The sequence below is a fragment of the Nocardia sp. bgisy134 genome (genome assembly GCF_057708325.1).
Genome location: NZ_JBYIRW010000008.1, coordinates 177,249 through 202,148, shown reverse-complemented (window position 1 = coordinate 202,148; position 24,900 = coordinate 177,249). Strand labels below are relative to the sequence as shown.

The 24,900-nt window shown below is 70.0% G+C and carries 19 protein-coding genes; 10 read left to right on the top strand and 9 right to left on the bottom strand.

The window, feature by feature from the left end:
- Positions 1 to 15: 15 nt before the first annotated feature.
- Positions 16 to 1,206 (bottom strand): helix-turn-helix domain-containing protein, encoded by a 1,191-nt coding sequence (locus AC3ERS_RS16550; RefSeq protein ID WP_431968364.1) that lies wholly within the window; start codon positions 1,204 to 1,206, stop codon positions 16 to 18.
- Between the two features lie 310 nt (positions 1,207 to 1,516).
- Between AC3ERS_RS16550 and AC3ERS_RS16545 the strand changes: the two genes are divergently transcribed.
- Positions 1,517 to 1,993, top strand: coding sequence for a hypothetical protein (locus AC3ERS_RS16545; RefSeq protein ID WP_431968362.1), 477 nt, complete (start codon positions 1,517 to 1,519; stop codon positions 1,991 to 1,993).
- Positions 1,994 to 2,923: 930 nt separating this feature from the next.
- A complete protein-coding gene (locus tag AC3ERS_RS16540) occupies positions 2,924 to 4,612 on the top strand; it encodes a DUF2339 domain-containing protein (protein WP_431968360.1) in 1,689 nt (562 codons plus the stop codon).
- Between the two features lie 193 nt (positions 4,613 to 4,805).
- Here the strand turns inward: AC3ERS_RS16540 and AC3ERS_RS16535 are convergent, their stop codons facing one another.
- From AC3ERS_RS16535 to AC3ERS_RS16520, 4 genes are all read right to left on the bottom strand, one after another.
- Positions 4,806 to 7,745: an MMPL family transporter gene (locus AC3ERS_RS16535; RefSeq protein ID WP_431968358.1), complete on the bottom strand. Its 2,940-nt coding sequence runs from the start codon at positions 7,743 to 7,745 to the stop codon at positions 4,806 to 4,808.
- Positions 7,745 to 8,473, bottom strand: coding sequence for an NYN domain-containing protein (locus AC3ERS_RS16530; RefSeq protein WP_431968356.1), 729 nt, complete (start codon positions 8,471 to 8,473; stop codon positions 7,745 to 7,747). The genes AC3ERS_RS16535 and AC3ERS_RS16530 overlap by 1 nt, the downstream gene beginning before the upstream one ends.
- Before the next feature lie 174 nt (positions 8,474 to 8,647).
- Positions 8,648 to 9,457 carry a tRNA (guanosine(46)-N7)-methyltransferase TrmB gene (trmB, locus tag AC3ERS_RS16525; protein WP_431968354.1) on the bottom strand — a complete coding sequence of 270 codons (810 nt, stop codon included), beginning with the start codon at positions 9,455 to 9,457 and terminating at the stop codon, positions 8,648 to 8,650.
- Between the two features lie 59 nt (positions 9,458 to 9,516).
- Entirely contained in the window at positions 9,517 to 10,899 is a 1,383-nt protein-coding gene (locus tag AC3ERS_RS16520) for a lipase family protein (RefSeq protein ID WP_431968352.1), read from the bottom strand.
- A 147-nt stretch (positions 10,900 to 11,046) separates the two neighbouring features.
- On the opposite strand from AC3ERS_RS16520, the gene AC3ERS_RS16515 reads away from it, so the two are divergent.
- From AC3ERS_RS16515 to AC3ERS_RS16500, 4 genes are all read left to right on the top strand, one after another.
- A complete protein-coding gene (locus AC3ERS_RS16515) occupies positions 11,047 to 11,829 on the top strand; it encodes an SDR family oxidoreductase (RefSeq protein ID WP_431968350.1) in 783 nt (260 codons plus the stop codon).
- 66 nt (positions 11,830 to 11,895) lie between these two features.
- Positions 11,896 to 13,035 (top strand): hypothetical protein, encoded by a 1,140-nt coding sequence (locus AC3ERS_RS16510; protein ID WP_431968348.1) that lies wholly within the window; start codon positions 11,896 to 11,898, stop codon positions 13,033 to 13,035.
- Complete coding sequence (locus AC3ERS_RS16505; RefSeq protein ID WP_431968346.1) at positions 13,022 to 14,566, top strand: hypothetical protein; 1,545 nt, start codon at positions 13,022 to 13,024, stop codon at positions 14,564 to 14,566. The genes AC3ERS_RS16510 and AC3ERS_RS16505 overlap by 14 nt, the downstream gene beginning before the upstream one ends.
- A gap of 242 nt (positions 14,567 to 14,808) precedes the next feature.
- Entirely contained in the window at positions 14,809 to 16,641 is a 1,833-nt protein-coding gene (locus AC3ERS_RS16500; protein ID WP_431968344.1) for a phosphoenolpyruvate carboxykinase (GTP), read from the top strand.
- A gap of 203 nt (positions 16,642 to 16,844) precedes the next feature.
- Here AC3ERS_RS16500 and AC3ERS_RS16495 read toward each other — a convergent pair whose 3' ends face one another.
- Positions 16,845 to 17,576, bottom strand: a complete 732-nt coding sequence (locus tag AC3ERS_RS16495; RefSeq protein WP_431968342.1) for an HD domain-containing protein — start codon at positions 17,574 to 17,576, stop codon at positions 16,845 to 16,847.
- Positions 17,577 to 17,823: 247 nt separating this feature from the next.
- Here AC3ERS_RS16495 and AC3ERS_RS16490 point away from each other — a divergent pair, with 247 nt between their 5' ends.
- A complete protein-coding gene (locus AC3ERS_RS16490) occupies positions 17,824 to 18,777 on the top strand; it encodes a GlxA family transcriptional regulator (RefSeq protein ID WP_431968340.1) in 954 nt (317 codons plus the stop codon).
- A gap of 179 nt (positions 18,778 to 18,956) precedes the next feature.
- Positions 18,957 to 19,160: a hypothetical protein gene (locus AC3ERS_RS16485; protein ID WP_431968338.1), complete on the top strand. Its 204-nt coding sequence runs from the start codon at positions 18,957 to 18,959 to the stop codon at positions 19,158 to 19,160.
- A 903-nt stretch (positions 19,161 to 20,063) separates the two neighbouring features.
- On the opposite strand, the gene AC3ERS_RS16480 is transcribed toward AC3ERS_RS16485, so the two are convergent.
- Positions 20,064 to 21,509 (bottom strand): aldehyde dehydrogenase, encoded by a 1,446-nt coding sequence (locus AC3ERS_RS16480; RefSeq protein WP_431968336.1) that lies wholly within the window; start codon positions 21,507 to 21,509, stop codon positions 20,064 to 20,066.
- A gap of 239 nt (positions 21,510 to 21,748) precedes the next feature.
- Here AC3ERS_RS16480 and AC3ERS_RS16475 point away from each other — a divergent pair, with 239 nt between their 5' ends.
- Positions 21,749 to 22,042 (top strand): hypothetical protein, encoded by a 294-nt coding sequence (locus AC3ERS_RS16475; protein ID WP_431968334.1) that lies wholly within the window; start codon positions 21,749 to 21,751, stop codon positions 22,040 to 22,042.
- 7 nt (positions 22,043 to 22,049) lie between these two features.
- On the opposite strand, the gene AC3ERS_RS16470 is transcribed toward AC3ERS_RS16475, so the two are convergent.
- A complete protein-coding gene (locus AC3ERS_RS16470; protein ID WP_431968547.1) occupies positions 22,050 to 22,814 on the bottom strand; it encodes a class I SAM-dependent methyltransferase in 765 nt (254 codons plus the stop codon).
- A gap of 140 nt (positions 22,815 to 22,954) precedes the next feature.
- Positions 22,955 to 23,089 (bottom strand): hypothetical protein, encoded by a 135-nt coding sequence (locus tag AC3ERS_RS16465; RefSeq protein ID WP_431968332.1) that lies wholly within the window; start codon positions 23,087 to 23,089, stop codon positions 22,955 to 22,957.
- Between the two features lie 245 nt (positions 23,090 to 23,334).
- On the opposite strand from AC3ERS_RS16465, the gene AC3ERS_RS16460 reads away from it, so the two are divergent.
- Entirely contained in the window at positions 23,335 to 24,504 is a 1,170-nt protein-coding gene (locus AC3ERS_RS16460) for a glycosyltransferase family 4 protein (protein ID WP_431968330.1), read from the top strand.
- Positions 24,505 to 24,900: the final 396 nt, after the last annotated feature.

The window sequence follows — 24,900 nt, the reverse complement described above, 5'->3', positions numbered from 1 at the left end:
CGGTCGTTCGGCCGGTCAGGTGTTGACGCCGATGCGGCGGGCGAAGGCGCGCAGCGGGACTCGGCGGTCGTGGTCGAGGAGTTCGGACACGATGTGGCGGGGCAGGGACTGGTATTTGATCCAGTCGACGCCGCCGACGCGTTCGGCGTTCAGCAGCGCGTCCAGGGCGCGCTGATGCTGGCCGGTGCGGGTCAGCGCGACCGCGGTGTCGGCGAGGTGGCGGGCGCGTGAGGCCTGCGGCAGGCCGCTGTTCGCGGGCATCTCCTTCGCCGCGGCCAGCGCCTCGGGATAGCGCTCCGAGGAGACGTTCACGTCGACCGTCTGCATGACGACCTGGGATGGGCCGAAATAGGTTTCGTAGTCCTGCCGGTCGCCGCCGATGCGCAGCGCGACCTCACCTGCCGCCTCGATCAGCGACAGCGCCTCTGGCACGTTCTGGGCTCGGCCCGCCGCGGTCGCGCCTTGGAGCACGAGGGAACCGTAGGCGGACAGGTGCGCGGGCGGCACCTCGCCCTCCGGCTCCAGGTCCGTCGCGGCGCGCAGCGCGACCCGGCGCGATTCGTCGTACCGGCCCTGTACCAGCAGCTGCCAGGCCACCGAGCCGCGGATGGTCGCCAGCAGCAGCGAATCGTTGCCGCGCTCGGCGGCGGCCAGCGCCTGACGGATGGCGAGGAATGCCGGATCGGTGTGCCCGAGATGCACCAGGGTGCAACCGGTGACCCAGCACATGCGGGCGAGCAGTTCGTTGGCGGGTGCGACCGCGCCGTTGCGCGCGGAGTGCACGGTCGCGCGCAGCTGGATGAGGCTGGCGGGCAGGATCGAGGTGAGCAGCTCGTAGCGGCCCGCCCAGTACGCGCCCCAGGCGTAGTCGACCGCGCGGCGGCCGTCGTCGAGGCTCACTGCCTCCTCCTCGGGCACCTCGCCGAGCAAATCGTCCACGGGGGTCAACGCGCGCCGGATGGCGACGATGCCCGCGTCCGGGTTGCCGGACGGTATCCCGTGGCGCTTGCCGATCAGATCGGAGATGTCGACATCGAGCGCGCGCGCCAGTTTCTGCAAGCTCGCGATGGACGCGGTTTGGCGTCCACCCTGCTCGAGCTTGCGCACGAGATCCACGCTCACCCCGGCCTGGTCGGCGAGCTGGCGCTGTGTGAGCGCTTTGCCGCGAAAGCGCCGGATCCGCACCCCGATCGACGATTCGTCCATGTACCCAAGTCCTTTGTTAAATCTGGGTTTCAGAGTACGACGCTACGGGATGGACTTCACCCGAAGTGGGACATTGCGTACGACTCGTTGGCCGCTGGTTGGAATACCGTTGCCTTTCTGCAACTTTGAGAATGCAAAGGGCGGCGGCAATGACCACGATGCCGAACACCACTGTGCGAGCCCGGCGCGCCGATCGCGCGACCGCGTCGCAAGTTTTTCTCGCTCGAACCGAACAGTTGCGCCTGCAGGGCCATGACCTGCGTGAACTATTACGCCGACGGCCGACCACTTGCTACAGCAACGTCATCGCGTGAGGGGAAGCATAATGTTCGAACGCTGTCACAGCCCGAACGAGGCGGCGCACCTGCTCCGACATCGGTTCGGATTGCCGGTCCAGTTGCTCGCCGGGCGTCCCGTGGTGACCACGGGCAGTCTGCTCGGGGGCGTCGTCATGCCGCCGGAACTCGGCAGGAAGGTGCTCGCCACCCTGGACCGCCAGATGACCGCCCCGGTGGTCGCCGACCCCGGCGACCGCACCTGGACGTTCCTGGTGACCCCGCCCAGCCCCGTCACCCCGGTCGACGTGCACGTCCGGCGCTGCCTGGCCGGACATCAGGTCACCGTGATTCCCGGCGGCCGCCACATGCTGCTGCCGAGCACCGATTCCCGCCTCGGCTGGCATTGGGCGGCCGAACCCGCACCCGGCGTGCTGCGCATGCCGCCGCGTTCGGCGGTCATCGGCGCCATCCACCAGGTGACCGGCATGCGGGCCGCGCCCGCCTCCTGACCGCCCGGCGCGACCGGCCCCCACCCGTAGCCGGTTGGGGGTCGGTCTGGGCGAAATCGGGTAGATATCGGTCCTCGGCCGGGGGTTTCTACTCATGTTCGGCACGGATGAGGGGCCGAGCATGGGGTCATGACTACATCTATCGATCCGGCGCTGATCTCGCGCTTGTCCGGTGAGTTCACTGCGCTGGGGACGCAGATGGGTGCACTCGGGCGGGATCTCGCGCTGCTTCGCGAACAAGTGGCGCCGGATCTCGCCGCCGAGCGTGCCCCGGCCGACTCGGCCGCGGGTGCGTCAGGTGACCGGGCTGCCCCCGGCGGAGCGGAGGGGATTCCGGCGGCGCTCCGGGGCAGCCCCGCTTCGGTGCCCGCGGGAGGGTGGCGCGGGTCGTCCTCGACGGACCTCGATTCCGCCGCCGCGAGCGAAAGCAGTTCCGTCGCCGGGAACCCCGACCTCGAGCGCAGCACCGCTGTTGGCGGGGGAACTCCGGTCGCCGTGGAGAGTGAGTCGGGTACGCCCGAAGACCTCGCCCGGCGCCGGGGCTCCTCTGGTGCCGAGGGCGGTTCACCAGCTGGTGTGGGAACGTCTTCGGCTGCGGTCGGGCATCCTGCGCGCGGCACGAGTGCGGCCGGTGCTCAGAGTGACTCGTCTGCTGGTGCTGGCTCGTCTTCGGGTGTGGCGGGTTGGCCGGGTGCGGTGCCGGGTGTGGGTGGCGGGTCGAGTGCGGCAGCTGTTCCGCCGGTTCCGCCTCCGCCCTACCCGCCGCCGACGGCGGCTCAGCCCGTGTACGGGTCCGCCTACGCTGCTGCGGCGGAGCGGTATTGGGGTCCCGGATCGGGGGCGATGGTTCCGCCGGGTGCGGTGCCGCCACCGGGTGTGCCGCAGGGATGGCCCACGCAACCGGGCGCGTTGCCGCACAGGGGCAGGCGGATGGCGCCGCCCGGGATGCTGCCGCCCGCGCCGTCGCGGCGAGAGCCGCATGTCCCGTGGTGGCAGCGGGACGGGGTGATCAGCCGGGTGCTCGCGGTGGCCGGGGTGGCGGTCACATTGATCGGTGTGGTGATGCTGTTGGTGCTCGCCGCGCAGGCCGGATTCTTCGGGCCGGTCCCGAGAGTTGTGTCCGGAGCGGTTTTCTCGGCCGTTCTGGTCGGCGCTGGCGTGCGGGTCGTCGGCAAGGCTGGCGGGCGGGTCGGCGGAATCGCGTTGGCGGCCACCGGTATCGCGGGTGTCTATCTCGACGTTGTCGCTGTGACGGCCGTGTATCACTGGTTGCACCCGGTGCTCGGGCTGGCGGTGGCGCTGGCCGTCGCCGCGGGGGGCGTCGGACTCGCGATGCGGTGGAAGTCGCAGCCGCTCGCGGTGCTCGTGGTGCTCGGCGCCGCGCTGCTCGCACCGTTCGTGACCACCGAGTTGGTGCTGCTCGGATTCCTGATCGTGCTGCAATTGGCTTGCGTCCCGGTGCAATTCGGACCGGACTGGCCGTTCCTGCACATTGTGCGCACGGTGCCCGCAGTGCTGGCCACCCTGGTGAGCATCGCCATCGCGCTGATCGAGACGCTCGATCACGGGCGCGAGCTGTGGTTGCTGGTCGCGTCGATCGCGGTCGCGCTGGTCGGTGTGTCCGGCACCGTGCTGGTGGTGCGCAGGCGTGCCGGTGACATCGTCGCCACGCTGGCCTTCGCGATCTCGACGACCCCGATGCTCGCGGTGGTGGCGCTGTTCGATCGGCGTATCGCCGCCCTCGTCGCGGCCGCGCACGCGGTGGTTCTCCTGTCCCTCGCCGCGACGGCAGTGACGCCGAAAATGCGTGCGCTCACCAAGATTCCGGGCCACACCGCCATCGCCGCTGCGGTGGCGGGTTCCTTCGCGCTGCTCGAAGCATGCGTCGGTGCGACGAGCACCCAGACTCTTCCGATCGCGACGCTGCTGGTCGCGCTCGGCTTCCTCGGGGTGGCCGGCCAGCTGCGTTCCAGCGCCGTCGCAGGCCTCGGTCTCGCCTTCGCGCTGATCGGCGGCCTCGCGTTCGCGGCCACGGCGACCCCGGAAAGGCTTGCGTCGCCACGCCTTGCCGAGCAGCACCTGTCCATCTCCACCACGTTGGCGGCGGTCATCGGCCTGGCCGTCGTCGCGGTGGCGGTCTGGACCGTCCGCAGACTCGCGGGCACGCCGAAGGGCGGTGCGGAGGAATCGATCCTGTGGATCGCCGCGAGCGGCGCGGCGCTGTACTTGGTGACCGCCGCGATCGTCGCGGTCGGCGCGGCCACCGGCGCCGCGGACGGTTTCGTCGTCGGCCACAGCATCGCCACCATCGTGTGGATGGCGGCGGCCACCGCGGCCCTGCTCTACGGCCTGCGCAACCTCGCACGCTCCGCCGCCATCGCCAAGGTCGCCCTCGGCTCCGGCCTTTTGGTCACCACTGCCGCACTGGCCAAGCTCTTCCTGTTCGACCTGGCCACCCTGGACGGCCTGATCCGTGTCGCCGCCTTCCTGGTGGTCGGAATCCTCCTGCTGCTCACCGGAACCCGCTACGCGCGCGCTTTCGCCGAAGCGGGCGGCTCGGGTAGCGCGTCGCCGGGCGGTACCGAAGCCCGCTCGGGTGCGGATCCGGCCGCCGAGTGACCTGAACACCCCGCCCGGGAAATGCCAAGGGGCGGGGCCGTTCTCACGACACCGGCCGCAACCACCATTTCTCTACCGCCGGTAGTCGAATGGATTCGACGATGGAGAAATGGTGGCCCCGACTGCCTCGGAGCCACCATTTCTCTCCCGTCGATTTCCTGCCCGCGATGGGTGCCCCGCGATGGATGCGGAATCAGTCCTCGTCGTGGCGGCGGAGGAGTTCGTTGACGCTCACCGAGCGTCCGTCGCCGCTGTGGTGCCTGCCTTCGTCCGAATCCGCGATGTGGCGGCGGGAGGAGCGGAGTTCGGCCATCCAGTTCTCGATGCTGGTGCGGTTGTCTGCCGGCGTCTCCGAGGCGCTGCCGTCCGAGGCCGCGTGCTCTGCGGGCGCGCGGTGATGTGTGGAACCCGGTGCGGCGGAAGAGGGTTGGTGGCTCTGCGCCAAGGGGCGGTGGCTTGCGCCTGCGGCCGGATCGTAGGCGCTCGACCCGTGCGGGGCCGAGTCGGGCGCGGTGCCGCGCGGTCGGGAGGTCCCCCCCGACTCGAGCGGCCGGGTCGCATCGTCCATCGAGCCCGCGGATTCCTGCGACCGCGCCGGTTCGGCGAACGGCACGGCACGCGGCCGCGGCGGCTCCGCCGGAGTCGGCTGCGTCGACCTGCCCGGGTACTGATCCGGCAGCCCCGACAGCGAAGTCGCGCGCGGCCGAGTCGGGTCGTGCGGTCCAGGAGCCACCGTGCGCGGCGGGCTGGGCGGCGCCGCGTGCGCCCCCGGAGTCGCCGGACGCGGCGGCACGGGCGGCGGAACCGAATCGATGCTCTGCGTGGGCGCTTCGGCCTCGATCTCCTCGATGGTGCGCGGACGACGTGGGGTGCGCGGCTGCTTGCCCTCCGACACCGCGGGCATCTGCATCGTCACCGGGTCGGTGATGGGGGTGGTCTTGACCAGGTCGACCACCTCACCGCCGCCGGGGCGCTCGTCGTCGAGGATGGGTTCGCCGAGGCCGATCTTCTGCTGAATGCGCTTCATCCAGGCGGGCGCCCACCAGCAGTCGTCGCCGAGCAGCTTCATGGTGGCGGGCACCAGCAGCATGCGCAGGATGGTCGCGTCGATGAACAGCGCCGCGATCAGGCCGTAGGCGATGTACTGCATCATCACCAGGTCGGAGAAAGCGAACGCGCCGACCACCACGAGCAGGATCAGCGCGGCGGCGGTGATGATGCGTCCGGTGTGCGCGGTGCCCGCTCGCACGGCCTCCGTGGTGGACGCGCCCTGGGTGCGCGCCTCGACCATCCGCGAGAGCAGGAAGACCTCGTAGTCGGTGGACAAGCCGTAGATCACCGCGATGATCAGCACCAGCACCGGCGACATGATCGGCTGCGGCGTGAAGTTCAGCAGGCTCGCGCCGTGACCGTCGACGAAGATCCAGGTCAGGATGCCCAGCGTGGAGCCGAGGCCGAGCGCGCTCATGAGCGCGGCCTTGATCGGCAGCACCAGCGAGCCGAAGGTCAGGAACATCAGCAGCGTGGTCACGAAGATGACCAGCGCGATCATCAACGGCATGCGGTCGAGCAGCGCGTCGATGCTGTCCTTCTGGATCGTCGGCTGCCCGCCGACATAGAGCTGGACGTTGTCCGGCACGTCCATCGAGCGCAGGTACTCGATGGTCGGGTCGTAGTTCTCCGAATCCTCCAGCGTCGCGCTCGTCCGGTAGACGTCGGGATCAGTGGTGGATCGGCTCGGCACCTCGAATTTGCCGGTGAGGCCGGGCGCTTCGCTCGCTTCCTTCCACACCTTGCCGACCGCGGCGCTGTCGTCGGAGACCATCACCAGCTGCACCGGGTCGGTCTTCCGCAGCGGGAAGACCTCGTAGAAGTTCTCCAGCGCGACGCGGGTCTTGTTGTCCGGCGGCAGGTATCGCTCGTTGATGCCGCCGAAGGCCAGGTTCTTCACCGGGATGATGAGCAGCAGCAGGCCGATGCAGATCGGCACGGCGATCTTGAGCGGGTGCTTCATCACCCACTGCGTCGTCTTGCCCCAGAAGCCGTTCTCGACCTCCTCCGCGGTCTTGGTCTTGCGGAAGCGCTTGAAGCCGAGCATGTCCACGCGCTTGCCGAGCACGCCGAGCATCGCGGGCAGGATGGTGATCGCGGTGAGCGCGGCCAGCGAGACCGTCGCGATGGTGCCGTAGGCGACGGATTTCAGGAAGCCCTGCGGGAACAACAGCATGCCGCCGAGGCTGGCGATGATCATGGTCGCGGAGAACACGACCGTGCGGCCCGCCGTCATCACCGAGCGCCGGACGGCCGCGCGAGTGTCGTACCCCTCGGCCAGCTCCTCGCGGAAACGGCTGACGATGAACAGGCCGTAGTCGATGGCCAGACCGAGGCCGATCATCGAGACGACGCCGGAGACGAACGAGTTCACCTCGGTGAACTTCGTCAGGAACATGATGATGCCGTTGGCGCCGATCACCGTCAGACCGCCGACGACCAGCGGCAGACCCGCCGCGACGAGACCGCCGAAGATGAAGAACAGCAACACGGCGACCGCCGGGATGGCGAGCATCTCCATGCGCTTCTGGTCGGCGGCCATGGTGTCGTTGAGCGTGCCCGACACCGCTTGCAGGCCGGTCACCTGCACGTCGACGTCCGGAATGTAGAAGACGTCCTTCACTTTCCGGTAGTTACGCACCATCTCGGTGTCGTTGTCGCCGACGATGGCGATGGAGGCGAAGGTGGACTTCTTGTCCTTCGAACCGAAGGTCAGCGGGACGCCGGGGCCGGTCTCGGTCTGCCAGTAGGCGCCGTTGACCTTGGCGATCTCGTTCGGGTGTTCCTTCGGCAGCCGGTTCAGGCTGTCGACGACTTTGTCCCGGAACTGGGGGTCGTCGATCGTCTTGCCCTGGGGTGCGGTGTAGAGCAGGATCACGTCGCTGGTGTGATCGCGCCCGAAGGCACCGTCGGCGATCCGCGCGGCGTCCGCCGATTCCGAGGTCGGGTCGTCCCATCCGCTGGAGCTGAGGTGGTGTTCCAGGCCGAGGCCGTAGCCTCCCAATGCCAGGAGGGCCGCGCAGACGATGCCGATGACGGCCCAGCGCAGCCGGTAGACCAGATCGCCCCAGCGTGTGAACACTAAGCGACTCCTTGGGCGGGGCGAGAGGTGAGCAACGCCGACAGCGGCCGGAACGGCTGCAGCCAGGCGCCCTCGTCGGGCAGCGAGTCGAGGCTGACCCTGGGCAGCGGTTCACGGAACACGCCCGGGATGTCCTCGAGGTCGATGAATTCGAGCGTATCGGATGTTACGGCCCAACTCGCGTGCTCGCGGAAGCCCAACACCTGAACGGGAACTCCGCGCGCGGCCAATCGTTCCAATGGTTCGCGAAAGGCTTGGCCGTCGGCGGAGGCGACCATGATTCCGGCGAGTCCGGCGCCGCGGCTACGCAATTCGATGTGCGCGAGCATGTCCGCGTCGACGTCGGAGTCGTCGTCGATCTTCGGCTTGGCGAACACGGCGTAGCCGACATTGCGCAGCGCCTCCACCCACGGGCGCACCACATCGGCGGTGCCTGGTGCGATGTTGGTGAAGACGGTGGCCTCCGGCTCGACCCTGGTCGCGCTACCGACCGAGAGTTCGGCTGTGCGTGCGAGCAGCCAGCGGCCGAGCGCATCGAACCGCGGACGGTACGCGGCGGTCGGGCGGCCGCCGAGGATGGCGCCGAGACCCATATCGAGGTTGGGCGCGTCCCAGACGAGCAGCACCCGGCGCACATCGGGCGCGGCGCCGCCCAGCCCTTCCGACCCGCTGCCGTGCCCCTCCGTGGTGACGTCCACCACCTCGTGGGCCATCTCACTGACACTCATGCCTGCGCCTCGCTGACGCTCGGCTCCGGCATGCGCGAGGCACGCTGGCACATGATTCGCTCACTGCGTTCGCTCATCCCTGCGCCTCGCTGACGCTCGGCTCCGGCATGCGCGAGGCACACCCCACGACTTTCATGACGGCCGAGCTAATTGGTCGCTCGCTGCGCTCGCTCATCATTCGATCTTGCCCCATATGAACTCGGTGATGGCGCTTCCCGCCCGATGCGCCTTGCCTTCGAATTTGGTGACGGGGCGGTCGAAGCCGATCGGGGCGCTCTCCTCGTTGTCCGCGCTGACGCCGCCGGTCGCCTCGTTCAGGCCGATCAGCAGCGGTTCCGCGGCGCCGACTTCGGCGATGTGTTCGGCGTAACCCGCGTGGTCGGTCGCGACATGCAACACACCCCCCGGCCGGAGGCGGCTCGCGATGAGCGCGAGGGTCGCGGGCTGCAGCAGCCGCCGCTTGTGGTGCCTTGCCTTCGGCCACGGATCGGGGAAGAACACCCGTACGCCGGTCAGCGACTTTTCGGCAATCATGTGCTCGAGCACATCTACAGCGTCGCCGCGCAGCAGCCGGATGTTACCGATGTCCTCGCGCTCGATGCGCTGCACCAGCTGGGCGAGGCCCGGCTGATACACCTCGATGCCGATCAGGTTCAGGTGCGGCTCGGCCTGCGCCATCTCGGCGGTGGCGGTGCCTGTCCCGCAGCCGATCTCGATGACCAGCGGGGCTTCGCGACCGAACCAGGCGGCGGCGTCCAGCGGTGCGTCGGAGACCTCGCGGCCGATCTTCGGCCACATGCGATCCCAGGCGCCCTGCTGGTTCGGGGTCAGCGCGCCCCGGCGGGAGCGGAAGCTGGTCACCCTCGGGTAGAGGCGGGAGCCGGTGGGCGATCGTCTGCCTGCTTCGAGCGGGGCCGATGCTGTGGACGGCCTGCCCGGAACCGACTCGACAGTGTGGTTGGCGGCGTCGTTCACGGCGTCCATTGTCCAGCATCCGACGAACGGCACGGCAATCGAACCCCGACCGCGCGGTCTTCGCGAGGTCAGGCGGCGCGTTCGGCGACGATCCTCGGCGCGGGCGGGGTCTCGCCGCGCAGCGGCCGCCCGAGCACGACCTTCACCGTGGTGGTCGCCATTTCCAGCAGTCCGCGCAGGCCGGTGGGGGAGGCGAGCACCGACCACACGGTGGAGTCGGAGTCGGCGGTCGGCGGCTCGCCCGCCAGCCGGTCGGCCAGCCACGCCAGGCTGATCGGGGTGGCCAGCGGCAGCATCGAGAAGTGCTCGCTGAGCCGGTCGCGCACATAGGTGACCGACGCGCCGCCCTGCCGGTAGCGGGCGACCTGACCGTCCACGCCCTCCTTGTGGATGACCTGGTCGTGCACGGGTTGCAGCACGAGCAGCGGACAGGTGGGGGTGGAGTGGCCGAGGCGCAGGTCGTCGAACAGGTCGCGGAACTCGGGTGTGGCCAGCAACTCTTGCAGCGGGCGCTGCAGGAAGTCGTCCATCTTCTTGCCCGCGAGCGCGAGGATCGCGCCGAGCGGCGTCGAGGTCTCGGCCGTGGCGACGAAACGATGCCCTTCGGGCGTGAGCTCGTCGTCGATCACCGCGCCGAGGGCGGGATAGAGCTTGCGCAGCGCGGCGATCACGATGGCGGGCAGACCGGCGTAGCTGCCGCCGTTCAGCCTGCGGAACACCTGCTCGGGATCGCCGACCGGCGCGCCGAGCACCGCGCCCGCGATGTTCAGCTCCGGCGCGTAGGTCGGCGCCATCTCCACTACCCAGGAGCTGGCCATGCCGCCGCCGGAATAGCCCCAGACGCCGACGGGTGTGCCCGCGTGCAGGCCGAGCGGGGTGAAGCCGAGCGCCGCGCGGACGCCGTCGAGCACGCGGTAGCCGGGTTCGCGCGGTGCGCCGAAGTTGCCGTGCGGTCCCTCGTGATCGGCGATCGAGACCGCCCAGCCGCGGCGCAGCGCGTTCGCGACGAGCAGCCACTCCACCTGGGTGACCGCGCCGAGCGCGCGGGATCCGCGCCGCAGGGCGTAGGACGGCGAGCACTTCTCGGTGACCGCGTCCATGGCCGTCTGAAAGGCCAGCAGCGGCCGGTCTTCGGACGGGTCGGCGCCGTCGGGCAGCAGCACGGTGGTCACAGCCACCTCGGGCGCGCCGTGCAGATCGTTGCTGCGGTAGAGCAGCTGCCAGGCCGAAACCTGTTGCGGCACAACACCGAAGAGTGCGAGATCGATGGCGCGGCTGCGGAGGACGGCGCCGGGTGGCCTGGAGGCGAAACCGCGCGGCGGCCGGTAGAACGGATCGGCGCTGGGGAGCAGCGGCTTGTCGCCGGGCGGCAGCGCCTGGGCGCCGCGGGCCTGCCGGTGGCCGATGGCCTCCGGTTCGCTGTCGACAACACCGATGGCGTCGACGGTCATCGCAACCTCCTCGACGGGCCGGAGCGCTTGCTTGAAAAGCGAAGCTGCGCACCGCCGATGGTGCCGACCACCAGTGCAGAGTAAGTGAAGCGCGGTATCTGTGTGAACCCTGGTAACAGGGGTCGACGACGGCACTAGACTGCCGACATGAGTTCACCGACCGTGTTCATCACCGGTGCGGCGGCCGGTATCGGCCGGGCTACGGCACTGCTTTTCGCTGGGCACGGGTACCACATCGGCGCCTATGACATCGACGAGGTCGGCCTCTCCCGGCTGGCCGCGGACATCAACAGCGCAGGTGGCAAGGTGCGCACCGGGATATTGGATGTGACGAACAACACTCATTGGGAAGAGCGGCTCGCCGAGTTCTACGCGGAGACGGGCCGGCTGGACATCCTGATCAACAACGCGGGAATTCTGCGCTCGGGCCGCTTCGAAGACATCGACCTGGCCACCCACCAGGCGATCATCGACGTCAACCTGGGCGGGGTACTCGCGGGCACCCACCACGCCTTCCCGTACCTGCGCGACACCAGACGGTCCCAGGTGGTGAATCTCTGCTCGGCGTCGGCGATCTACGGACAGCCCGAACTCGCCAGCTACGGCGCGACCAAGTCGGCGGTCAAAAGCCTCACGGAGGCACTGGATCTCGAGTGGTCACGGCACGACATCCGGGTGATCGCGGTGTGGCCGTTGTTCGTGGCGACCTCGATGGTGGACGGCATGGACACCGCGACGACCAAATCGCTCGGCGTGCGGCTGACCGCCGCCGACGTGGCCGACGGCATCTGGGAGGCGACCAGCAAGCGCCCCCGGCTGCCCAGGGTGCACTACGAGATCGGTACGCAGGCGAAGTTGCTGGCGACGGCCGCGAAGTACGCCCCGAGCTGGGCGGTCCGCGCGGCCAACAAATACTTCTCCGGTTCCTGAGCGGTCGGCACTGCCGGTGACCGCTCGGTCTGACAGAATTGCGCCTCGACAAGGGGGTGTGTAGCCATGCCGACGGCCACCGAATTCAACGGGCAGCTGCGCGAACGGGGTGTGCCCACGCGCGAAGGGGATCAGCTGGATCGGCTTCTCGTCGATCTGCAGTCGGTGGGCGGGCAGGCCGCCGCCATCGGTCATCACGCCAACAGCGCGGTCAACGCGTGGCGCAGGCCGCCGCGCATCCAGGTGACCGGGCGCGCGCACGCGGGCCGGACCACGGTGCTGCACGCGCTGGCGCTGATGTCGGCGGCGGAGACCGGTCCGGTGGACGAGCCGGGCGCGCCCGATCCGGTGCTCGACGCCGACATCGTGGTCTACGTCCTCGCGGGCGCGCCGCTGCCCGCCGACCGGAGGGTGCTCGCCGAACTGCCGCCCGAGCGCACGGTGGTGGTGTTGAACAAGGCCGACGCCATCGGCTCGCGCTGGGGCGACGCGGTCGCCGCCGCCGAGCAGTACACCAGGGAGCTGGGCATTCTCACGCTGCCGGTGGTCGCCGCGCTGGCGGTCCGCACGCGGGCGGGCGCCGTCACCGACGCCGACATGGCCACGTTGCGCAGGCTCGCCGCCGACGCGGACCCCGCGCTGACGCTCTCGCCGGACTTGTTCGTCTCACCGACCGCGGGCCCCGACGTCACCGAACGCGAGCAACTGCTGCACCGCTGGGAGCTCTACGGCATCACCTGCGCGCTGAGCGCGCTGCGCCACGATCCCGAGCTCGGCGCGCACGCGATCCTGCAACTGCTGCACGCCGCCAGCGGCATCGACGCGCTGCACCGGCTGCTGCACCGCTGCTACGAGCAGGTCTCGGCGCTGCGCGGCGGCGAACTGCTCGACGAGCTTGCCCGGCTGGCGGCCCGCGCGTTGCCGGGCGAGACCGGACAGGCCAGGGACATCCTCGAGGACTACCTGCACGGCGACGACGCCATGTGGCTGGCCCTGTGCGCCGGACTGGCGAATCCCGCGGTCGCGCATCTCGCCGCGGGTTATCCGTCGCCCGCGCCCGCCGACGCCGACGACGCGTTGACCAGGGCCGCGCGCTGGCGCGCCGTGGTCGCCGGCGACATGCCGCCCGCGGCGCGGCGCGCGGCGCTGCGGGTGCACAACGGATACATCCGACTATGGGAGCGAATGAGCAGTGCCGGACTCTGATCGACCGGATCCGGCGCTGCGGGGACCGACCCCGCCGGAACCGCTGTCGGCGGACGTGGAGGCGGTGGTCGCGCGCTGGAATCCCCAGGGCATGGCGTTGCTGAAGGCGGTGCGTGGCGCAGGAGCGGCCTCGACCGTCGCGCTGATCGGCCCGGACGACGCCAACACCACCCTGTTGCGCACCGAGCTGGCGCGTTTCGAACCCCGCATCGATCTCACCGATCCGATGACCGACGCCGACGCGGCCGTGGAATCCACCGCCCCCTCGGGCGGCGCGCCCTCCGGCGTGGCGCTGATCCTGCTCGACGCGGGCACCAGCCTCGGCACCGACACGCTGGGGGTGGTGCGGCGCCTGCGGTCGGACGGCACCCGAATCCTGCTCGTCATGAACGGCGTGCACGCCTACCAGGACTGGCGCACCGTGCGCTCGCACAATCTCGAGCTGCTCGCCGCGCAGGGCTTCGGCGACCTGGACATCATCCCGGTCTCGGCGCGTCTCGCCGTCGCCGGACGCACCGGCGGCGACGCCGGGCTGATCGACCGCTCCGGGCTGACGGCGTTGCACGCCGAACTGACCGCGACCGCGGCGGGCGCGGAGGCGTCGGGCGACGAGCGGTTGTCCGCCGTGCTGGCCCGGGTGCTCACCGACACCAGGAAGCGGGTCGTCGAACAGGTCGCCGCGCTGCGCTCGGGCGTGGAACCCACCCGCTGGCGCGAGGAGCGCGCGACCCTGCTCGCCGGCCGCGACGGCGGCCGCGCCACCGCCATGTCGACGCTGCGCGGCCAGCTGCACCTGGCCCGCGTCGACCTGATGACCGAGGTAGGCGGGCACGTCAGGGCGCTGCACACGGCGGCCCGCACCGAGCTCGACCGCCTGCACCCCGCCGAGCTCGGCGACTATCCGGACCGCCTGCAGCAGTCGGTGACCGAGCTGACCGGCGCGGTGGACGCGAGCATCGAGCGCAGGCTCGCCGAACTGATGCATCGCCTGGACAGCGCGGGCCGCGTGGATCTCGCGCCGCCGCATCGCCGACGGGACCCGGCGCCCCGGGTCGGCCCCGATCCGGAGCCGAGGCACCGGGGTGTCGAAGATCACCTCATGATCGCGCTGGGCGCTTCGGCGGGCGTCGGACTGGGCAGGCTGCTCGTCGCGCCGTTGTCGCTGGTGCCCGCGCTGGATGTGGCAAGCATCCCCTTCACATTGCTGCTCGGCGGCCTCGTGGCCTGGTGGGTGGTGCGGGCGCGGCGGCAGGTCGCCGATCGCGCGCACGTCCGGCAGTGGGTCGCCGACGCGCTCGTGAACGTGAAAGCCCAGCTAGAGCAACGGGTGGCGACCGCGCTGGTGGAAGCGGAGACCGAATTGGCCGATCGCGTGGTGCGCGCGAGCGCCACGCGGATCGTCGACACCGACCGACGGGTAGCGGAACTGGAGGCCCGGATTCGGCGGGCCGCGGCCGAGCAGCCGGGCCAGCTGGCGGCGTGCGAACGCGATATCGCGATACTCGACAGGCACATCGTGCCTGTTGAATAGGCAACCGAATGGGTACATGGTTAGGAACCCGATTCCGTACTGGTAGTCACATCGCGTTAACCTCTAAGCAGGAACCTGGGCGTCCGCTTCGTCCTTGTACGCCGTCCAGCCGGGGCGCGCTTTCGACTGGTCGTAGCGGGTTGCCTTCCCGCCAACGGTGGCGCTCGGTGTGTTCGCGCTGGTCATGGGCCTTGGGCCAGGCGGCGAAACATCGGACAGCCGCCCATCTCAGGAGAGTTTTCATGACCTCAGCGACCATTCCTGGTCTTCGTGGATCCGACGGCCAGGCGCCGACCGAGCACAGCGAACTACTCGCCTGGGTACAAGAAGTCGCAGAACTCACTCAGCCGGACCGAGTGGTCTGGGCGGACGGTTCCGATGAGGAGTGGGAGCGTCTGACCGCCCAGCTCGTGGCTGCGGGCACCTTCCAGAAGCTGGACGAGAAGAAGAAGCCGAACTCCTTCCTCGCGCTCTCCGATCCGTCCGACGTGGCCCGGGTCGAGTCCCGCACGTACATCTGTTCCAAGACCGAGGCCGACGCGGGACCCACCAACAACTGGGTCGACCCCGCCGAGATGCGCGCCACCATGACCGAGCTGTACCGCGGCTCGATGAAGGGCCGCACCATGTACGTGGTGCCGTTCTGCATGGGCCCGCTCGGCGCCGAGGACCCCAAGCTGGGCGTGGAGCTCACCGATTCCGAATACGTCGTCGTCTCGATGCGCGTCATGACCCGCATGGGCACCGCCGCGCTGGAGAAGCTCGGCGCCGACCGGCCGTTCGTGAAGGCGCTGCACTCCGTCGGCGCGCCGCTGGCCGAGGGCCAGCAGGACGTTCCGTGGCCGTGCAACGACACCAAGTACATCACCCACTTCCCCGAGGACCGCGAGATCTGGTCCTACGGTTCCGGCTACGGCGGCAACGCGCTGCTCGGCAAGAAGTGCTACTCGCTGCGCATCGCCTCGGCGATGGCGCACGACGAGGGCTGGCTGGCCGAGCACATGCTGATCCTCAAGCTGATCTCCCCGGAGAACAAGGCCTACTACATCGCCGCGGCGTTCCCCAGCGCCTGCGGTAAGACCAACCTCGCGATGATCCAGCCGACCGTTCCCGGCTGGCGCGCGGAGACCCTGGGCGACGACATCGCCTGGATGCGTTTCGGCAAGGACGGCCGCCTGTACGCGGTGAACCCGGAGTTCGGGTTCTTCGGCGTCGCGCCCGGCACCAACCGCCAGTCGAACCCGAACGCGATGGCGACCATGGAGGCGGGCAACACCGTCTACACCAACGTCGCGCGCACCGACCACAACGACGTCTGGTGGGAGGGTCTCGAGGGCGAGCCCGATCACCTGATCGACTGGAAGGGCAACGACTGGTACCACCGCGAGACGGAGACGCTGGCCGCCCACCCGAACTCGCGCTACTGCACCCCGATGTCGCAGTGCCCGATCCTGGCCCCCGAGTGGGACGACCCGCAGGGTGTGCCGATCTCGGCGATCCTGTTCGGCGGCCGCCGCAAGACCACCGTCCCGCTGGTCACCGAGTCCTTCGACTGGCAGCACGGCGTGTTCATGGGCGCGACGCTCTCCTCGGAGCAGACCGCAGCGGCCGAGGGCAAGGTCGGCACCGTGCGCCGCGACCCGATGGCCATGCTGCCGTTCATGGGCTACCACGTGGGCGACTACCTGGCCCACTGGGTCAACGTCGGCAAGAACGCCGATGCGGCGAAGCTGCCGAAGATCTTCTACGTGAACTGGTTCCGTCGCGGCGCCGACGGCCGCTTCCTGTGGCCCGGCTTCGGTGAGAACTCCCGCGTGCTGGAGTGGATCATCGGCCGCATCGAGGGTTCCGCGCAGGCCGAGCAGACCGCCATCGGCAACGTGCCGACCGCGGCGCAGCTGGACCTGGAGGGTCTGGATGTCGACGCGGCGGACGTCGACGAGGCGCTCGCCGTGAACGCCGAGGAATGGCGCAAGGAGATCCCGCTGATCGAGGAGTGGTTCGAGTTCGTCGGCGACAAGCTGCCTTCGGGTGTGCGCGACGAGTTCGAGGCCCTCAAGCAGCGCCTGAGCTGATTGTCTTTCACGATCGCCCGCACCGTTTTCGGTGCGGGCGATCGTGTTTTCCTGGTCGACTGCGAGGAGATCACACACCGTTCGGACGTCGCACAGCGCCATCGGCTGTGTGCGGCGTGCGGTGGATGTGTGCGCCGGAGGGTTCGGCTGCGGTGCCCGGGGCGAGCGCACCCCGGCGGGGCGGCGCGGGTGGCGCACACCTGTTATTCGGGGAACGGTGCGAGCCGGATCAGTGGTGCGAATTGCGCTGTGGAGAGCAGCCATCGGGCGCGGCCGTGGGGGACGGCGGCTGCCTCGGCGCGCAGAGCCGCGATCATGTGTCGTTTGAAGTTGTGGCGGGGGTGCCGGTGCAGTAGCTCGGTCACCCACGCGGGGTCCAGGTCGGCCAGGCGCAGGCCGAGAACGTCGGCGCCCGCGCCCGCCGAGACGAACCCGAGGTCGTCCGGGCGGTCGGCGACGCCGATGGTCAGATGGGCGGCGATGGCCGCGCCGATGGTGCGGGCCTGTTCGGGCGTCGCGCCGGACGCGGTCGCGAACCCGACCGCTCGTTCGGCCCCGACCACCGCGAAACACCTTCCCGGCGTGGGGTGTTCGAGATTCAGGTCGTGCAGCAGGCAGGACACGTAGGCGAGTTCGTCGTCGTATCGTACGCCGTCGAGGTCGGCGAGTGCGCGTCCGAAGAAGTAGCTGCGATACGAATGTTCGAGGACGTGCGGCGTAAGACGTTCTCGCGCTTCATTTTCCGCGGCGCGGGCGAGTCGGGAGTCCGGCAGTCGCAGTGCTAAGTCGACGCGGCCCGCGCCGCGGCGGCCGAGGGCGAGCCGGACCTGCCCGGCCACGATGCCCGGCAGCGCGGTGACCAGCTTGCCGGTGAGTTGCCCGCGCTGGCGGCGGGTCAGCGCACCGCCGGTTTCCGTGGCCCATTTCCAGTCCATGCCTGCCGGAGCGCGGTTGGCTGTTGCCGGCGTTCTGTCGATCTTTGTCGGCGCTTCGTTGGCTGTTGGCGGCGCTGGGTTGGTCTTTGTTCGCGCCGGGTCGATTTCCGCTGGCGCTCTGTTGTCGTCTGCTGGCGCACCCACGCCCGACCTCCTCCGTCTCGGTGGTCTCAGTGAACCGGCCGCCGGAGGTCGTGGCCAGTGGCGGGAATGCCAGTAAGGCTCTGATTCGTGCCAAACTGAGGGCGTGAAACAGGTGGTCGCCCTCGCGCTGGACGGCGTCATGACCTACGACCTGGCCTGCGCGGTCCAGGCCTTCCGGCACGGGCCGAGCAAGACCGGGGAAGGCCGCGGGTTCGAGATGCGGACCTGCGGCGTGCGGCCGGGGCCGGTGTGGACGCCGAACGGCTTCGACCTGCACGTCGAATACGGCTTGGAGCTGCTCGAAGAGGCCGAGATCGTGGTCGTGCCAGGGATCGGGCTGCCCACCTTGCCGCCCCCGCCCGAGGCGATCGACGCGCTGCGCGCGGCGGCCGGGCGCGGCGCGACGATGGTGAGCATCTGTGTCGGAGCTTTCGTGCTCGCCGCGGCCGGCCTGCTGGACGGGCGGCCCGCCACCACCCACTGGGCGTATTGCGAGGAGTTCGCCACGCTGTTCCCCTCGGTCCGGCTCGACCCCGGCGCGCTGTACGTCGACGACGGTGACATGCTCACCTCCGCGGGACTCTCCGCGGGTCTCGACCTCTGCCTACACCTGGTGCGCCGCGAGCTCGGCGCCGGATTCGCCGCCGAGCTGGCGCGCTGGAACGTGACGCCGCCGCACCGGGAAGGCGGTCAGGCGCAATACATTCCGGACGCGCTCGGGCGGATGGGTGACGGTTCACTGGGGCTGGCCGCGACGATGGCCTGGGCGGCGGCGAATCCCGCTGCGGCGCCGGATGTTTCCGCGCTGGCCCGGCACGCGCTGATGAGCGAGCGCACCTTCATCCGGCGTTTCAAGGCGGAAGTGGGCGCGACGCCGCGGCGCTGGCTGGAGGCGCAGCGCACCGCGCGGGCGCGGGAATTGCTGGAGACCACCGACCTGCCGGTGGAAGTCGTTGCGGCGCAATCGGGTTTCGGCAGCGTCACCGCGCTGCGTACGCATCTGCGCGCCGCGACGGGCGCGACGCCCGCCGGATATCGCCGTTCGCTGCGCCGCTGATCCGACTGCGCACCCGGGGCTGTGAGGCGCGCCACGCCGTGTCCTATTCTGACTTCGATATCGGCTTCACAACCGATCGGCGCCTCGACGCTTGGCCCGGCCGATCGGAGGGACTACTGCCCTATCGCCGTCGCAGCCCCCGGCGCGGCGCGTAGAGACGCGTGAGAGGTGGTTGGAGCATGACCGATCTCGAGTTCGACGCCCGCGAATCCCCGGTGGTGGCCGGGGCCGCGTCGGCGCCGGTGAGCACGCCACTGCACCGCCACGCAGGCCGCCTCCAGAAGGCGCTGCCGCCCGGTTGGCGGGTCGAGGTCGTGGACACACAGATCCAGCCGGGCCGAGACGATACGGCGGCGCTGCGGGTCGTGATGCCCGACCAGTGAGCCGGGGGCGAGCCGCGCCGCTCGCCCGGTGCGCTGACCGTACGGCGCCCATCCGAAGCCGCGACGGCTCGGAGCGCGTCGCCCCCGGACGGAGTCGAGACCGACGCCGGGCACGGCTGCAGCGGAGGCGCCGGACAGAGCTATCCGATGCCGCGTACGGCTGGAGTGCGTCGGCCCCGGACGGAGTCGGATCGACGCCGTGTACGGCTGGAGCGGAGGTGCCGGACGGAGCCATCCGATGCCGCGCACGGCCGCCGCGGCGTCCCTGGTTCGGACCGACGCCGTGTACGGCTGAGCGGAGGCACCGGACAGAGCTATCCGATCCCGCGTACGGCCGGAGTGCGGCGCCCCCGTGCGGAGTTGGATCGACGCCGTGTACGGGCTGGAGCCGAGGTGCCGGATGGAGCCATCTGATGCCGGGTACGGCCGGAGCGTGGCGCCCGTGGGTGGAGTCGGACCGATGCTGTGTACGGGCTGGAGCGGAGGTGCCGGACGGAGCCATCCGATGCCGCGTACGGCTGGAGCGCGCGTCGGCCCTGGGCGAAGTTGGACCGATGCCGTGTACGGCTGGAGCGCGGCGCGCCTGGGTGGAGTTGGGTCGACGCTGTGTACGGCTGGAACGGAGGCGCAGGACAGAGCCATCCGATGCCGCGCGCGGCCGGAGCGCGGCGCCCCTGGTTCAGACCGACGCCGCGTACCGCTGAGCGGCGGCATCGGACGGAGCCCATCCGAAGCCGCGCACGGCCGGAGCGCGGCGTCCCCGGACGGAGTTGGACCGGCGCCGCGTACAGCTGGAGCGGAGCAGCGGACGGAGTCGAGACCGACGCCGCGCACAGCTGGAGCCGAGGCGCTGGACAGAGCCCATCCGCCGCCGCCCACGGCCCAGCGCAGCCGGAGGTACTCCTATCCGGTCCAGCCGAGCGGCATCAGCAGGGACTTCTGCTCGCAGAAGGAGTCGAGACCCTCGGGGCCGTTCTCGCGGCCGAGCCCGGAGTTCTTGTAGCCGCCGAACGGTGACGTCGGATCGAAGGCGTACCAGTTGATCGCGTAGGTCCCGGTGCGCACCCGCGCCGCGATCTGCGCGCCGTGCTCGATATCGGTCGTCCACACCGAGCCCGCCAGGCCGTAGGCCGAGTCGTTCGCGATGGCCACCGCCTCGTCTTCGGTCTCGTAGGGGATCACCGAGAGCACCGGGCCGAAGATCTCCTCCTGCGCAATGGTCGACTTGTTGTCGACGTCGGCGAAGATCGTCGGTTCGACGAACCAGCCGCGGTCCAGGTCGGCGGGCCGTCCGCCGCCGAGCACCAGGCGTGCGCCCTCCGCCCCGCCCTTGGCGATATAGCCCTCGACGCGTTCGCGCTGGCGCTCGGAGATGAGCGGGCCGTACTGGACGGCGGGATCGGTGGGATCACCCGTCTTCTGCGTGCGGACGTATTCGACCAGCGCGTCGAGGATCTCGTCGTAGCGGCTGCGTGGCGCGAGGATCCTGGTCTGCGCGACGCAACCCTGGCCGCTGTTCATCAGGCCGGAGAAGGCCAGCACCGGAATGCTCGCCGCGAGATCCATGTCGGGCAACAGGATTGCCGCGGACTTGCCGCCGAGTTCGAGCGAGACGCTCTTGAGCTGCCCGGTGGCGATGGCGCCGATCTTGCGACCGACGGCGGTGCTGCCGGTGAAGGTGAGCTTGTCGACGCCGGGGTGGGAGACCAGGTATTCGGCGACCTCGGCGTCGGCGGGCAGCACCGAGAGCACACCCTCCGGCAGGCCCGCCTCGGTGAAGATGTCGGCGACCATGTTGGCGGTCAGCGGTGTGAGCGGCGCGGGCTTGAGGATCACCGTGCAGCCGGCGAGCAGGGCGGGCGCGAGCTTGTTGACCGCGAGGAACAGCGGCACGTTCCACGCGGTGATGGCGGCGACGACGCCGCGCGGTTCGCGCGTGACCCGCGTGGTGCCGAACCCGCCGACGCGCGTCTCCTGCCACGGAAACGTCTGCGCGAGTGCGGCATACGCGTCCAGTGCGGCGGTGGCCGGTATCTGGTTGAGCGTCAGGGCGATCATCTGCGGCGCGCCCATTTCCGCAGTGAGTGTCGCGAGCAGATCGGCCGAACGCTGCTCGATCAGGCGCGCGGCCTTGGTGAGCACCGCGGCGCGTTCGAGCGGCGGGGTCGCGGGCCACGGACCGTGATCGAAGGCGTGCCGCGCGGCGGCGACGGCGGCGTCGACGTCGGCCCGCTCGACCACGGGGACGCTGCCCACCGGCTCGACCGTGGCCGGTGAGATGACCTGAAGGCGCTCGGTGCCCGCTGGCGCAGTCCAGCGGCCGCCGATGAACAAGCTGTCGTAATGCATGGGAACACGTTACAGTTTTACGGCCCGCTTGTCTGTAACCTGTTTCAGTTTTCTCTTCGCGCAGGCGCCTGACCAGGTCGAATTCCAACCTGTCGGTTCGCTTTTTCCGAGAACGCACTATTGCGTTCTGTTGCTGGACAGTGGATGCTGTAGCTACTCATCAGCTCCCTCCCGCGTTTTCCGGCCGAAACATCGGCCGAGCAGCATTGATCAGAGACCGTAATTGGGGTGAACGAGTCATGGCGGTGCAAGTGATCGGCCGGTCGTTGATGACCAGCGATCAGACCGAACACCAGGCGAAGAGCGTCGGCGCGGGCGGCTGGGTGGTGTCGTTCCTACCGGGACGCACGCTGACCATCGAGCAGGCCACGGCGGCGATGCAGGCCGCGGAAGCGGTCGCCGCCGTCGGAATCCTCGCCGATCAAGTCGGATTGACCACCCTGGAGACGGTCGGGCTGGCCATTCAGGAATCGCCGTGGGAACGGGACGGGTCCTGTGGTCGCCGGTGGCGTCGCGGCTGGCTCGCGAAATAACCGGCGCTCAGGCCGATTTCGTCGCGACGACCACGAGGTTGCTCACGGCCAGCTCGCGCACCGCGGGAACGCGCACCAGCCACCACGCCCAGCGCGGGTGGTAGCGCGGGAAGACGGTGTGAACGTCGGCCGAAGTCGTTGCCGCCCAACGTAATCCCTCGGATGCCCGGACCGCGAACAGTGAGGTGCCGTACCGGTTCTTCGGTTCCTTGCCGTGCTTGCGGTGGTATCGGCGGGCTGCGTACTCGCCGCCGAGGTAGTGCCACGGTCCGGTCTCGTGTCCACCGAACGGGCCGTGCCACACCGTGTAGGACAGCACGATCAGTCCGCCGGGGCGGGTCACCCTGACCATCTCGTCCGCCATGGCCCACGGCTGCGGCACATGCTCGGCGACGTTCGACGAGAAGCAGATGTCGACGGCGTCGTCGCGGAAGGGCAGCGCCATGCCCGAGCCGCGCACGGCGCCCGGCACCGAGAGTCCGGCGGCGTGCATTTCCGAGGGATCGGGTTCGACGGGAATGTAGCGCGCGCCGGTCTTGGCGAACTCGTCGGCGAAATAGCCGGGGCCGCCGCCGACGTCCAGAATCGTCGTGCCCGCGAGGCCGGCTCCGGCGATGTCGGCGTAGAAGTCGCCGATCATCTCGGCGGTGTCGGTGGCGAGGCCGCCGTAGAAGCGCCCGGGATCGGACTGTTCGAAACGGAAGCTGCCGAGCAGTCGCAGCGACCGGCGCAGCGTCGCGCGTCGCGCGAATCGGGGCGCGTCGGAAGACATGATCTCGGCTCTCAGCACGGCGCCGAGTTTCGCACAGGCCTGTCCTCGGCCCGCCGACCGGCCGCTGTGCCCGTGGGCGCGGTGTGCTCACGCGAAAGCGGTCCGGAGCCGCGCGCACCGGACCGCCGCTTCGAGTCGGCTCAGCCGACGCCGCTGCTCGCGCCGCTTCCGGTCGAGGTGGACGACGTGATCAGCGCCAGGATCAAGCCGAGCAGGCCGTCCAGGTCGCCGCCGTTCCCGGCGCCACCGCCCGTCCTCGTCGGTGCCATTTTCATGGTGTTCTCCTCATCGTGACGGCCGGCCTTCGACCGGCCTGCCCCTGGAAATCGGGGCTGGCGGGAGGGTATCCAGATCGGGCTGTGAAATGTAGATGTTTCAGACAATTCGCTGGAAATCCCTTCGAATCGGCGGTGACGTGCCAGGATGTGCGCTAGGGCACTTGACCGAGGACCTCGTCTATTACTGTGTAGCCCGACCATCCGTGTCCCCGCCGGGACCTACCGACCGAGAGAAGCTCCACGTGCGCGAAGTCCTCCTGCTCTGCTGGCGTGACACTGGGCACCCACAGGGCGGCGGCAGTGAGCGGTACCTGGAACAGGTCGGCGCTCAGCTCGCCGCGCGCGGGGTCAAGGTCACGCTGCGCACTGCCCGCTACCCGGGTGCGCCGAAACGGGAACGCGTCGACGGCATCGACATCAGCCGCGGCGGCGGGCGCTACACCGTCTACCCGCGGGCCCTTGCCGCCATCGCTCTCGGCAGGCTCGGCATCGGACCGCTGCGCGGGGTGCGTCCCGATGCAGTGATCGACACGCAGAACGGCATCCCGTTCTTCGCGGCCGCCGCGAGCGACGCGCCCTCGGTGGTGCTGGTGCACCACGGGCACCGGGAACAGTGGCCGGTCGCCGGTCGCCTGGTCGGCCGGATCGGCTGGTGGATCGAATCGCGGTTGTCCCCGCGCGTGCATCGCGAGAACCAATACCTGACCGTGTCGCTGCCCTCGGCGGAGGAGCTGGCCACCCTCGGCGTGGATCGCTCGCGCATCGCGGTCGTCCGCAACGGGGCCGAGCCCGTGCCCGCCGACGCTCCCACCGGCGCGGCGACGACCCGCACGTCCGAGCCGCGCGTCGTGGTGCTGTCCCGGCTCGTGCCGCACAAGCAGATCGAAGACGCGCTCACCGCGGTCGCCCGGCTGCGCGACCGGATCCCCGGCCTGCGCCTCGACGTCGTCGGCGGCGGGTGGTGGGCCGAGAATCTCCAGGCCACCGCCCGCGAGCTGGATATCGCCGACGCCGTCACCTTCCACGGGCACGTCGACGAACGCCGCAAGCACGAACTGCTCGCCCGCGCCTGGGTACACGTGCTGCCCTCGCGCAAGGAGGGCTGGGGGCTTGCCGTGATCGAGGCCGCCCAGCACGGCGTGCCGACCGTCGGCTACCGCAGCTCCCGCGGCCTCACCGACTCGATCGTGGACGGCGTCACCGGACTGCTCGTCGACGACGTCACCCAGCTCACCACCGCCGTCGGCGACCTGCTCGAGGAATCCGCCGTGCGCGGCGTGATGGGAGAGAAGGCGCGCGCTAGGGCCAGGGAGTTCTCGTGGGAGCAGACCGGCAACGGCGTGTACGAGGTGCTCGCGGCGGTGTCGCGCGGCGAGCACGTCTCAGGGTTGGTCGCCGCGCCCGCGGATTGAAACTGAGGGCGTGCGGCTTTCACTTCGCCGGTGATGAACAAGGCCGCCCGGCGTAACCACCGCGGGTCCGTTGTTGCGACATCGGCGGAACTTGCTGCGCCGTCTCGGTTTCGACGGCGGGCGACTGCGGGAGCTGCGTCGCGTGAGCGCCGGACCGCGCGCCCATCGGCCGATCTGCCGTGTTGCGTCATCGCCGAACTTGCCGCGCTGAATCGGTTTGGATGTCGAGCGGCCAATTGGCCGATCTGTCGCGTCATCGCGGAACTTGCCACGCTGTCTCAGTTTTGGATGTCGAGCCGCTGGCGGGTCGGTGCGGGAGCTGCGAGCGAGTTCCGGGTCGCCGCCCAGTCGCGCGGCCCATCGGCTGATCTGCCGCAGCATCACGGAACTTGCTGC